The following is a 12983-nucleotide window of genomic DNA, read 5'->3' on the forward strand; positions in this document are numbered from 1 at the left end:
ATTCAATATTATTGATTTTTTTGATTCTCTCAGAAGAAAATCGACAGACTAACCCCTTTTACCCTGACAAATCTACCCCAATTGAGCCATACCAGGCAATAATTGACGATTAACTCATTATAAGTCATTCTATGGATTAATTATTTCTACTTGACATTTTATTCTGTCCTGATATCCTAAGATATAATAGGCAAAAAATGGAGCCTAAAATCGTATAAAATCTAATTTTAAGGAGTTCTTTATGAACACATATTCAAAAATGATCTATGCCGCATTCGTAGCCATGACGCTAGCAAGCTATACGCCTTCTTTTGCTTGCCATAGAGGCGATTCTCATGGAGATTCTATATCTGTATGCTGCTGCAATGATGCGAACAGTCATGGAAGCGGTGGCGGCAGCGACAGTCGCGGCAGTAATGGCGATGGCGGCGGTCATGGTGGTAGTTATAGCGATGGCAACAGTGGCGGTTATGACTACGGCCATGGCGACGGTCGTAATAGTGATGGCACGTATGGCGACTGGTCTCCAAGTGCTTATCAGAAGGGACAAGGTTGTCCTGTAGGACATTATTTTGCTGGATTTCCAAAACGTTATGATGGGCAGCCGGACACATCAAAGCCTATTTTTGTAGCGTATCCCAAGGGCACCGCAAACAATCCAATCGCCGGCGTTAATCAATCATCTAATTATGGCCAGCTTCAAGCTCAGGAAATTGTAACATTTCGACAAGCATGTCAAACAAGAGAATTATGCAGCAAGTATGTAGCACCTAATGGCCAAGTTTGCACTAAAGATGAAGTGATTAAAGCTAAAGCTGATGCCGCAAAACTATTGGCAAAAATAAAAGAGATTAATGAATCTTTAAGTAAAGAAAAATCCGATCCAGGTCCAGACAATGAACAAAGTGCATTAATCCATGTTACGCAAGATGGCGTAGTATGCACAAGTTCAGAACTGCTGTTGTCTACCGCTACCTTCGGCACATGGAGCAAAAAAGACAAAGTCATCGGAGGCTTTCAAGATATAGCAGCCCTTGTTGTGTCAAATACTTCCGATACTTCATTAAAACAAGTAAAAGAAGAATGCGCACTTCAAAATATTTCTCATAGGGTGAGATTGCAAAATCCTGATCGTTTTTGCTCCAAAGATTATAATGCAGCACGTGAAGTACAATGGAGCTTTAAAACTGAACAGGACAGAGAAGATGCACGGGCATATTTAGAATCAGTAGAAAATGGTAAACAAACAGTTTCAGATTTTCTCATGAATGACTTTGTCAGCAAAATGTTTGGAAACCCAGAAAGTCGATCAGAATGTCTTGATGCTCGACCAATGACCACGCAAGAATGCAAAGCTGATGGCGAAGAAAGAGCTAGTTCATCATCATCATCATCATCATCTTCTTCTTCTTCTTCTTCATCATCATCTTCTTCTTCAGCAGCAGGAGCAAGCACAGCTCGAATTAATTCCCTGCAACAAGCAATTGATGCTTCAGCTCGAAGAATAGAAATGCTTGATGCACAAAAGAAAATGCTGGAAAAATGCATTGAAGAAGCTGATAAAGTAGAAAAAGAAGTACAGACTAAAGTGGATGCTACAACTTTTTATAGAAACATAACCAGCTCCTACCCTCAAAGAGCTGAATCATTAACCCTTGGACAATATAAAGCTGAGCAAGAAGCACTGGCTAGACGAATAGCATCGAATAAAGCTAAGGGAAAGTAATTTCGATTCATTCAACATGATTTAAAAGCGCCCTATGGAGCCTAAAAACTATAGGGCACTTTTTTAGTGTCAACGTGAGCATTAAATATCAAAATCATTTTACCTCTTTTTGCTCTTCAGTACCTTTGGCACAGCCGCCTCATACTTTTCAAATTCTGCTTCTATTTCTTCAATAGTCGGCAAGCTACTCTTTAACTCCTTAGGCAACTTCTTTATAATGGCTGTTTCATACTCTGCTATGCCAATCGGCTTTTTAATATCACGCAAAGCATATTCCGCAGTAAAATTCTTTTTCGTTTTGCACAGAATGAGCCCTATGGTTGGCTTATCATGCTCATCGCGTATCAAATCATCTATCGCCGACAGATAAAAGTTAAGCTGGCCAACATCGCGCGGATCAAAAGCTCTTGCCTTTAATTCAACAACCACATAACATTTCAATTTGACGTGATAGAAGAGTAAATCAATATAATAATCATCGCCATCTACTTCTAAATGATATTGCCTACCAATTAATGCAAAACCTTTGCCCATCTCAAGCAAAAGCTTTTGAACATGTTCTATGAGGCCCTGCTCAAGATCGCGCTCCATATGTTCGGCATGCAACGTTAAAAAATCAAAAATATAAGGATCTTTAAACGATTGTTGTGCCATATCAGAATGAGACGCGGGCAAAGTTTTAGAAAAATTAGTTATAGCCTTGCCCTCACGCTTATAAAGATCAGATTTTATCCACGTCTCAAGCATGCTACGACTCCAGCCATATTCTATAGTTTTTTGAGCATACCATAAGCGCTGTTTATCATCTTTTAACTTAAATAGAAGAACAACATTATGTCCCCATGGAATGTTAAAAATTGCAAAATCGTCTAATTGTGTCACAGCTTGTGACACAATTTCATAAGCAGCATAGAATGCCTTCATCCGAAAGATATTAACTTTGGAAAAACCACTCATTCCTGGGAATGAATTTTGAAGATCTTCTGCTAACTTTTCAATAACATGAGACCCCCAACCATTTTTTTGTTGTTGAGCGACAATCACTTTGCCAATAGACCAATAAAGCTTAAGCAGCTCTCTATTAACAGAAAAAGTTGCCCTAACTTGAGCTTCTTTAATCTGTTGCTTAATCATAGCCAACGTCGAGATATATTCTTTTACAGAAGCAACCTCTTTTTTAAGCAATGTTTTTTTGGTACTTATTTTTTTATTCATTCTCTTATGTTCCTTTTTTACTTATCCGGCCTATCAATCTTAGGATACTGAACAGGACGACTAGCATAATACGCGGCCTGAGGATTGGCTTCGTCAACATCAACATATGAACAATAAACTTTGTCCTCAAAGCCGCCGTTGCGTTCTTTTTTTGCCAAACGTACTGCTTCAATAGTTGCCAAATCAATATTCTGCGCTTTTGCCAACGCATGAATAACTTCTATGACATCCCCAAGCTCTTCTGCTAATTCTTTATGATCAACCGCATCAATGGACTCTTGTGCCTCTTCAAGCAACTTCTTTTTAAGAAGCTCTGTATATTCTTCTGATTCGGCAACGCGCTCATGCACGATGACGCCTTTGCTTCTAAGGCTGTTAGGTATTTTATCACGAATTAATTTATCAACGTTAAATCGAATAAGTGCCATGTAATTATTCCTTACACAAAAAAACTTTTTTATAAATCAGTACCATGAACATCAATGCACTTCGGCTGGAGCTTAGCAATTGATGACTTCAAACTTGTATCATCATGTATCAGAGCATAAAAAACAGCTTTATCAGCTTTTCTTACAGCACGCTTTGCTTTTTCAATTTCCCATTCTGCAGATATTATTGCACTCTTTGCTTCTTCTATCTTAAGTTTTTCTTGCCCAACTCTACGCTCTAAAAGCTGATCATCACCAGGTATAAGGTCGGTAGAATAAGGAATTAAACTTTCATAGCGTTTTATAAAACGCTTATTTTCAGCAAGCGCCTGCTTATTATATCTTAGGAATACCTCTTTATGGGCTAACATCTGTTCTGCCTGCAATAACATTTTAATCTTACATTGATTCACACACGTACACATGCCACGCAATGACATCGCATCATTCATCGTGTAAAAAGTGAAAAGCCCTGCTATGAGTAATAAAAAACGTTTCATAATTTTTCCTATCTATTGCAAAACGAGATAACTGTTATGGTACTGTATCAGTATAGCTACTATTACATGAGGATAAAAATATGAAGTTGAATTATCTTGTTTTTTCTACGATCACTTTAACGGTAGCCTACATCGGCAAATTATTAACCGCAAACAATATGGCCTGGTACAAAACACTTACCTTACCAGCAATAACCCCACCAAGTTGGTTATTCGGCGTTGTATGGCCAATACTGTATATACTTACTACCATTGCCGCACTGCTCGTTTGGAATCGACATAAACACGATAAGCGCTTTGTTATGATCATGACATTATTCGCTCTCAATGCTGGATTAAACCTCGCGTGGACATATCTTTTTTTCAAAAACCACCTTATAACAGAAGCACTGCTTGATGCGATTGCTCTTGAAGTGACCATTGTATCACTCATTGCATTACTTTGGACAAACATGCGTACCGCCGCACTGCTCCTTGTGCCTTATGCCGTATGGACGCTCTTTGCAATAGTACTCAATTACCAAATTTGGCAACTCAATTAATCCCACAATAAATAGTGTGTTGATAGAGATAAGAACCAATAACTTTTTGCTGCCAAGCCGTCAATTGTGTTTGGGTAAATAATCCAATTAAAATAACTACAACATGTGTTCCTAGGCTATCCACCTCAAAAGTAGAGCAGCAAGACTCTTTTTGCTCAAACATTATTATTACGATAAAGTATCATAAGCGTCACACACAAGAACTCTTTTAAAACTCATCACTCGAAATGAAACATATGTCTTTAAAATTCATTAAAATAAGTCTCATGCTCATTACCCTGCAATCATCAGCTGTATTTGCCGAAACACAAGCTGATCAACCAATCATTAATAACAAAAATCTTATTCATTATTTAGCACACATATGCACAGGTGGATTATCTTATATTGCCTGTGTAGGAATCCAAATAGTAAACGATTTGGTAACAGGAGATGCAGCTGTTAATAGTGAAAAATATGTCATAAAAAGAACCTTTAAAGCTGATGAAACTTCAAGAACATTGATGGTCTTACCTTGTTTGGCAACTCAATGTTACATTCTCTATAACACACCACAATGGACCGATACGCATGTATTACAAAAAGACTCTGTGCGCACCAGAAAGCAGAATATCGTTCCTTTTCTCATCAGACTGTTTATTCGCAATCCAATTGGCGTTGCACTAGGCGAATACGCCACTGACTAAAAAGAGTAAAAATTGCCCTGCTCTATTTGCCCCGAGCAATTTTTTCCTGCGCCTCTTCAATGGTTTTTACCCCCTGTTCTCGCAAGACTTCATTAATGCTTAGATTCAATGCCTCTTGTAACCGTCGATTTACAACAACAGGGTCAAGTTTATATCTATGCGATGCATAGGCATTCAATGCTTCTGTTGCATGACGCGCCACCGCGCGTGAACCATTCAGCTCTATATATATCAAATTATTCAACATATAACACACATCAAAGTATTCTTTGGCCATCTCATAGTAAGCAGTGGCCGTAGGGATATTTGGCAGTGTTTTTGCCCGCGCCAAATTTCCATAATATTTAATGATACCGTTTGGTAAAAAAAATGACTTTTTGAGCTCACTACTTTTTCTTGCAAGATCGAATAGTACATCAACAAGCTCCGCTGGTTTTGACAACAGCGACGCATCTTCTCCTATGATAGCATACAAGGCAGCATGCACTTCTTGAGAGACAGTAGCCGGAATATCCCACAATTTCATCATGTTTTCTTTTATTTGATAGTGCGCCAACAATCGCTTATTAAAAAATTCTAACTGGGCTGGAACAGTCGCAATAGCACTTCGCTCTGCCACCGTAAGATTTTTATAGAGCGGATTATCCAAGCAAGCTTTAACAAAACCCTGTGAGTCAAACATGGCATTTTTTTGTGCTGCCAATCATTGCTGTTCCTGAGCGTCTTTTTTTTGAGATTCTCCATACATAGGAATCAGGCTTGTAGTATTGCAAATAACAAACGCTAATATTCTGAGTGTCTTTTTATTGTTTAACATTTTTTCCGCTTATATATTGATATTGAATTCCAAATTACTATAATCCGATACTAGCTTATTTTCAGTCCATAATTGCTAACAATTCTTCTGTTTTCTTAAGCCACTCCTCAGCCACACGTTTATCAATTTTTATTATTTTCAATGGCTTATAGTTTTTTATCCATTCATCGTATGTTATATAATCAGTATCACTTTTTTTAGGTTCAATATAATGCCACTTATAGACAGGAGCAATTTCTAATACTATGTCATTATCCCTATTGTAAAGCCACGTGGATAATCCTCTTTTTTCCCATAACAGATTATGCTCTCCTACCCAAAAATTTGTGCCTGATTTGAGTGGTAAACTGACGCGACCACTAAGCTCCTGATTCCATAAAAAGCCTATATTTTCTTTTATAGAATCATGCAACTTACAAGCATTATCAATAGCTTCGGTCAACAAAACTTTAAATGGTTCTAATGCAAAACTAATAGAATCGTCAAACAATAAGTATTGTATGTTATCTGATGTTTCAAAAAAAATTTTAATTTCATCGCAAACATGTAACCGTTCGTACTCAAAAGGTATTACCATGCTCAAGAATTGAGAATCATCGATTATCAAAATAATGTTTTGTGTTTTCATTTTATAATCTTGCCCCTTCCATTAACCAAGCCAGCTTCTTCTAGAACTCTTTGCATTTTATCGGTAAGATCATCCCATTCTCGAACATGTCCGTGATATAATCTGTCTCTCGTTTTACTGAGTACAACAAACTCGCCATCATCCACGGCTATTCTCTGCGGTGATGTATCTTTTATTTGTATGGAATTATCTAAAGCCCTTTGACCATTCTTGGGCGCCTTGCTTTTTCGACCATTTGATTCGCGCAGATGATACCCAGCATCTTCATACAAATTTTTATCTTCATTAGGATCATGCTGCTGGGGACCACTTGGCATAGGTGCCTGAGAACCCGCGCCAGCTTGCGACCCATTTTGTGTTTTTGGCAGCGATTGATTAGACTTTGCTTCGTTAAAAATTACTGCTCCAGCTGCAACTGTTCCAACAACTGCGCTTGCTTTTTTTACTGCAGCTAACGCTGCTTCCCGCGTGATTTTCTGCTGCCCCTCTTCAACTGTTTTGACACCAAGTTCGCGCAATCTAGCATTAATTGATCGCTGAATCGCCCGTTGGAATCGGCTAGTCATGTCAACCGGATTAGTCACATACCCATGAGACGCATATGCATTCAATACTTCTGTGGCATGACTAGCTACGGCGGGCGAACCATGCTGCTCAATGTAGATCAAAGAATTCAACACGTAACGCATATCATTGTATGCTTGAGTCATGGGCATCACAGGCAATGTTTTTGCTCTCGATAAAAGAGCGAAATCTTTAATGACGCCATTGGGCAAAAAGAAAGCCGATCTAATATCACTGCTATCTTTAGATAAATCAGCCAATGCATCAATAAGCTCGGCCGAATTGCTCAATAGTCGGGCATCTTCGCCTATCAGTTTATATACAGCTTCATGCACTTCTTTTGATGCAGTAACAGGAATATCCCAGGACTTCATAATACTGTCTTTTATGCTCAACTGAGCAAGCAAGCGCTTATTGAAGAAATCAAGTTGTGTAGGTGAACTAGCAATCAAATCTCGTTCTGCAGAACTTAAGTTCTTATAGAGAGGATTATCTAATCCAGATTTAATAAAACCCTGAGAATCAAACATCGCTTGCTGATATGCCAAAACACGCTGTTGTTCTTGCACTACTTTTTGTTGAAATTCAACATAAAAGTGATCATAGGCATAGTGCATGATTTTATCGTTACCATTTTCCTGTAGCATCTTACGTGCCGTACTAAAATCATACTGCTGGCATAACTTAACGCACTCAAGCCGCGCACCATACAACTCATGATCTTGCATTAAAGATCCATAATCTATCGACTGATGGAAGCAATGTTCCTTAATTCCCTGCCATATATTATGCCCTCTGCTAATAGGATAACTATATGCAGAAGAAGTATTACTCGTGTTGAGCGTTGATGGAATAAGTTTTTTTAGAGTAATACTGCGCCCTATGTCATGCTGCACATTATCAATAAATTTTTGTATGATTGGCCCAACATAATTATTTTCTTTTGTTAACGCCTGCCATGGAATATTACCATCTGATTGAACATAACCTTTTAAAATCTCCTTCGTTGCTTGCTGTAAATACCTATCAATGGGGCCAACAAGTTGCAATGAATCCAATTGTATTAATGCCGTATAGCGTTTACATGGATCTTTACTCGTGAGGTCTGTCATACATTGCAATACTGATTCTAACTGTTGAGACACCAGCTGTTTATATTCAGGATGGTGTTCCAAGACATGCCGAAATTCTATAAGAGATTGGACATATTGTTCAAATAGCCCAAGTCGCTCAACTCTATAATCAACCGTACGCGGCTGTATGGTTAAAAAACCTTTGCCATTAGGACTAACAATCGTGATACCATCTGCACTCTTAGAAATTGTATACTGAGATTCCTTGAAAAATTTTTTATGCAGCTCTTTCCAGTAACTTTCTATGGCCGTTTTTTGTTTAGCTTTTATGCTGCGTTCAACAGAACTTGTTATATTTCCTAACTCTAAATCTGCCTTTTTAGTAACTGGTGCATGAGTAACTTCCTGAACAACAACTGCATCTCCAGGATTACAAACTTCTGCTTCAACCTTCTTATAAGCTTGTTCGGATAATTGATCCATCACGACATGTGACGCTCGATCTTTTAGATCAGTACCAACCTCAGAAGCTGTTGGTAAATACATGGTCTGCACATTTTGATGAGCATCTAACAATGGAGTTTGTTGTGGTACGCGGTCTGATACATCAGACGGTGTAACCGTAAAAACATCTGGAAACAGCTTGCTTGTAGAAATTTGCACTTTCTTTTCCACCAAAGAACCAATGATTGTTGCAATTTTAGAAGTTGCAACATAATTAAGAGCCGCCTGAACTACTACCATCATCGGCTCCATAGCAGGAACTAAAAATATGTTACTTATAGTAATCAAAACAAGAAGTTTCGATATTTTTTTTGTATATTTTTTGTTATTGAATAACATAATAAATTTCAACATCCTTTTGGCGATATACTATTGGCACTCAATCAGTCGCATGTTACAAAGCACGCGTACCACTTTTAAAGAATACTCCCAAACACTCCAATAACAATTAATTTTTAACGTTGCATTCAGTATGAAACTCAGCTGCTTTGTTAAATTTACCATTTGGTATTAATGCAAAAAATAAAAAATCTTTACTTAATTATTCTGTTATGATAAAAGTATCTATAAGTAAGCAATAAAAATATCCTAACTCCTGTAAAGAGACATGTCATGCCATTCTTAAAAACAACCATTGCGCTACTATGCATCATCATAGTAAATACCACCATATCTCAAGAACAAGTCTTAAAACAGTGTAAATTATCAGGTATGTTCGGATCTCAACCAACACAAATCTGTAAAAACATTATAAGATTTAATTATGTTAAAGCACCCGAACAATTAGGTATAAAAGTAAAGCCCTGGGTTAATCGCATTCTGTTGCATGGAAAGCCTGGAAACGGCAAAACATCCATCGCTCATAAAATTGCAGAACTGACCAATAGTGAATTAATACATTTCGATGCTCCAAGCTTAGTGAATGAATTGCAAGGTTCTGGGGCTCAAGCAATAGCTGATATGTTTAACGATGCATTAACCAGAATTAATGCGGGAAAATCTGTCGTTATCTTTATCGATGAAATCGACGCTGTTGCTTCAAAAAATACACCTACTAATCATCAAGACACTCGTAATGCTATGCAAAAATTATGGTGTAAATTACTTGAACATGAAAACGAGCCAAATCTATTCATTATAGTCGCTACCAACATCAAGGATTCATTGCATGCTACCTTTAATAATAGATTTCCTGCAAATAACATAATCGAAATAAAAAATCCAGATCTCGAGCAGCGTAAAGAAATTTTGAAAAGTTGCTTAATATTTGGGCTTACGCCTACCTTTAATGAACATATAATCTACAGGCTTCAAAATGCGATTAATCAAAATTTTGGCAATCAACATAACAACTATTTTGAAGAAATGCTCAATATATTACGTACAATAAATAAAAAAATTATAAAGAGCAGCCTTTCAAAAGAAACGACTAATCCAGAACTTATTAAAACACCGATTACCCAACTAGAACATAAAAAAAATCAATTTTTCACTCTCAACAGTACGTCACTTGATAAACAGCCCCAAGAACTAAAAAATTACTTTAATGCTATAGACAACTACATAAAATTAGTACAAAAGCATCTTCAATATAATAAGCTCTTTTTAAATGATAAAATTATACATGATCTCGCACAAAAAACTGACAACCTCTCTATTCGATCATTAATATACTTAGTTGAAAATATTATAGAGACAGCATTACACAACAACAATGGCACTCTTATCATAGACAACAACAAAGTTGATAAAATCTTGGAAACAGCCAAGGAAAACGAACGCAAAGACCAACAGGGATGGTCTGAACATGAACGACAAAAGGCCCAAGATTTACGCACGAAGATCGACCTCATAAATTCTCACATAAAAAATAAGTGCCCTCATTTCTCTGACAACAACCCAGGTTGGTTATGGGGCTCAACAACAAAAGAGAATAATGCTTGCGCACAGGCCATAATGAAACAATATTCTTATCATTTAATAGAAAAAGACCTTAATGAACTTCTTCAATGCCAATCAAAAAAATCTTAATATTTTTGCTACGCAAGTATATAGCATCAAACTATTTACCATACATGCACTCCTACTATTAGTGAGTAACTGCCAAGCAACACCTGATTTTGTTATTGACGGCATGATAGGCAAGCAACCAACAAAGCTTTACTGGCTCATGAAACAAATTAATGACGAAACGGTAACTAAACGATGCTTAATACTCCACGGTAAGCCAGGGAACGGTAAAACAACCCTAGCAAGCAAAATAGCCCAACTCACTAATAGCAAATTTTTACGCTTAGATGCTCCCAGTATTGTTAATACTTATGTTGGCCAAGGAGCACATAACGTAGCGAATCTTTTTGAAGATGCACAAAGTATAGCCTCACAAGACAATTCAAAAGTGATAGTTTTTATTGATGAAATTGATGCTATAGCCAGTAACGTAAAAACCGAATTTAGATCTGAACATAAGATCGCCCTGCAACAATTATGGCTTGAAATCGATAAACAAAAAAATAATAAAAACATCTTCATTATTTTTGCTACCAATCATCTAGAGAAACTTGATAGAACATTTTTGGATAGATTTGGTGGAAATGTTATCGAAATCAAAAATCCAGATGCTCCCACAAGAAAGCAAATTTTAGAACATTATTTTAGTAACGTTACTATCACACTCCCTTCCTCAACGCTTAATACGTTAGTAAAAAAAACTGAAGATCTAAGCATCCGCTGTTTAGAGGATCTTGCATACGACGTACATATGACCGCTGCAATGACCAACCATGGCATAATAACAGACGCAATAATTTGGGATGCGCTCCATCAAACTAAATCAAAATTTGCTAATAACATCTCTGATGACGCTGATGAAAAACGGTGGCAAAAAATTTCTACGATGGTTGGTATAGTTGGTACCTCATTGGGTATTATTATTCATTCCCACTATATCTGCAACCTTATTTTAAATACACATTCCAACAACATATCAATCGTACAATAACGTCTCACCGCATCACGGCAACATAAGGCAGTGGTTGATAGAGATAAGAACCAATAACTTCTTGCTGCCACAAAGTCAGTTGCGTATTAACCTCATCGACTAATTCCTGGCGCGTAATTCTACCTTTAACATAATCGTGCACCTTATGCGAACCAACGGCCGTATCAAATGATTTAGAGAAGGTGAGATGCACACCGTTGTCGTGAAAAAATTTCAAAACCATCACCATGATGTCAAACGATGCAACCTTGTTAATATCAGCAACAGAAAAGAGCAATCCATGACATTGCTGATTTTTTCGTGGACTCATATAACTATAGGCCGTGCTGTTAATATTACATTTTTTTAAATTCGCATGCAGCTGTTGCCAAAGGTGTGGGGCAACGTTCAACTTTTCCGACAAGGCAAGACACTGCATCGCTTTTGGTGTTCCTAGGCCAGTGTCAAAGGGTCGCACTTCGCCAAGCAGCCCTAAAAAACTATAACCGTAGCACGCACGCTTATTGGGAATGTTGGGCGAAAGTGGCGCTGCAAGTTTTCCTGGTAGTCCCATGGTACGTTTGTAATCCTGCATGCTCACCACATGGAGCATAGCTTTTTGTTCCAACACATGGTTATTAAAATAATGCGCGAGCTCGCCAATGGTCATACCATGACGCAACGGCATCGGCGCGATAGCAATAAATGATTTAGTATGTTTGCCACTTATAGGGCCGTCGATGTGTGCTCCTAGTGGATTTGGACGATCTAAAATTACAATAGGTTTTTGGTGATGCGCTGCCGCCTCCATGACGTGCAATAACGTAGAAATATAAGTATAGTGACGCATGCCAGAATCTTGCATGTCAAAAATAAGCACATCTAAATCTTTAATCGTATGTGGCGCTATTTTTCTACCCGTGCCATGGCCGTACAAACTCACTACGGGAATTTTTGTAACATGATCTACGGTGTCACCAACTTCGTGTGCTGCATCAACCACACCCAATACGCCATGCTCTGGTGCAAATATACGCTTGACGCATAATCCGCGCTGCAACAAAATATCAACCGTTCTTCTGCCCTGTTGATCCTGCCCTGTTTGATTGGTGACAAGGCCGATAGCTTGCTGACTATTCCCACCACCAAATAGCTTCTGCCACACAGGATCGTTACTATTTTCTATACCAAGCTTATATGATGGTTGTTGCGCTCTAGCGTGGTGCTGTGTATCGGCACGCGCAATCGCAGATGACAAAACAAAAAAGCCGCATATGATACGTATGAATACACAATTTGTTTTTATCATCGCAATAACCT

At 37.8% G+C, this 12983-nt stretch carries 12 protein-coding genes; 5 read left to right on the forward strand and 7 right to left on the reverse strand.

What is annotated here, in order from left to right:
• The first annotated feature begins 241 nt into the window (after positions 1-241).
• Positions 242-1726: a hypothetical protein gene (locus NTX86_06110; protein MCX5922869.1), complete on the forward strand. Its 1485-nt coding sequence runs from the start codon at positions 242-244 to the stop codon at positions 1724-1726.
• A 99-nt stretch (positions 1727-1825) separates the two neighbouring features.
• Here NTX86_06110 and NTX86_06115 read toward each other — a convergent pair whose 3' ends face one another.
• Genes NTX86_06115 through NTX86_06125 form a run of 3 tightly spaced genes read right to left on the reverse strand, consistent with a single transcriptional unit; the run spans position 1826 to position 3869 of the window.
• Positions 1826-2941 carry a PDDEXK nuclease domain-containing protein gene (locus tag NTX86_06115; GenBank protein ID MCX5922870.1) on the reverse strand — a complete coding sequence of 372 codons (1116 nt, stop codon included), beginning with the start codon at positions 2939-2941 and terminating at the stop codon, positions 1826-1828.
• Between the two features lie 17 nt (positions 2942-2958).
• Positions 2959-3369, reverse strand: a complete 411-nt coding sequence (locus tag NTX86_06120; GenBank protein MCX5922871.1) for a nucleoside triphosphate pyrophosphohydrolase — start codon at positions 3367-3369, stop codon at positions 2959-2961.
• A 29-nt stretch (positions 3370-3398) separates the two neighbouring features.
• A complete protein-coding gene (locus NTX86_06125) occupies positions 3399-3869 on the reverse strand; it encodes a hypothetical protein (protein MCX5922872.1) in 471 nt (156 codons plus the stop codon).
• A gap of 80 nt (positions 3870-3949) precedes the next feature.
• Between NTX86_06125 and NTX86_06130 the strand changes: the two genes are divergently transcribed.
• A complete protein-coding gene (locus tag NTX86_06130) occupies positions 3950-4411 on the forward strand; it encodes a tryptophan-rich sensory protein (protein MCX5922873.1) in 462 nt (153 codons plus the stop codon).
• Between the two features lie 236 nt (positions 4412-4647).
• On the forward strand, positions 4648-5097 hold the full coding sequence (locus NTX86_06135) for a hypothetical protein (GenBank protein ID MCX5922874.1): 450 nt from the start codon (positions 4648-4650) through the stop codon (positions 5095-5097).
• Between the two features lie 22 nt (positions 5098-5119).
• Here NTX86_06135 and NTX86_06140 read toward each other — a convergent pair whose 3' ends face one another.
• The 3 genes from NTX86_06140 to NTX86_06150 all read right to left on the reverse strand — a co-directional run bounded on the left by NTX86_06140 (position 5120) and on the right by NTX86_06150 (position 9022).
• Complete coding sequence (locus NTX86_06140) at positions 5120-5800, reverse strand: hypothetical protein (protein MCX5922875.1); 681 nt, start codon at positions 5798-5800, stop codon at positions 5120-5122.
• A 175-nt stretch (positions 5801-5975) separates the two neighbouring features.
• Positions 5976-6542 (reverse strand): hypothetical protein, encoded by a 567-nt coding sequence (locus NTX86_06145; GenBank protein MCX5922876.1) that lies wholly within the window; start codon positions 6540-6542, stop codon positions 5976-5978.
• Positions 6539-9022 (reverse strand): hypothetical protein, encoded by a 2484-nt coding sequence (locus tag NTX86_06150; GenBank protein ID MCX5922877.1) that lies wholly within the window; start codon positions 9020-9022, stop codon positions 6539-6541. Before NTX86_06150 ends, NTX86_06145 begins: the two co-directional genes overlap by 4 nt.
• 273 nt (positions 9023-9295) lie before the next feature.
• Here NTX86_06150 and NTX86_06155 point away from each other — a divergent pair, with 273 nt between their 5' ends.
• Both NTX86_06155 and NTX86_06160 read left to right on the forward strand, forming a co-directional pair.
• On the forward strand, positions 9296-10714 hold the full coding sequence (locus NTX86_06155) for an ATP-binding protein (protein MCX5922878.1): 1419 nt from the start codon (positions 9296-9298) through the stop codon (positions 10712-10714).
• Positions 10680-11684: an ATP-binding protein gene (locus NTX86_06160; GenBank protein ID MCX5922879.1), complete on the forward strand. Its 1005-nt coding sequence runs from the start codon at positions 10680-10682 to the stop codon at positions 11682-11684. Before NTX86_06155 ends, NTX86_06160 begins: the two co-directional genes overlap by 35 nt.
• Before the next feature lie 4 nt (positions 11685-11688).
• Here the strand turns inward: NTX86_06160 and NTX86_06165 are convergent, their stop codons facing one another.
• Positions 11689-12972, reverse strand: coding sequence for a DUF1343 domain-containing protein (locus NTX86_06165; GenBank protein ID MCX5922880.1), 1284 nt, complete (start codon positions 12970-12972; stop codon positions 11689-11691).
• Between the last annotated feature and the right edge of the window lie 11 nt (positions 12973-12983).

It is taken from the genome of Candidatus Dependentiae bacterium (assembly GCA_026389015.1).
Lineage (GTDB): Bacteria > Babelota > Babeliae > Babelales > Vermiphilaceae > JAPLIR01.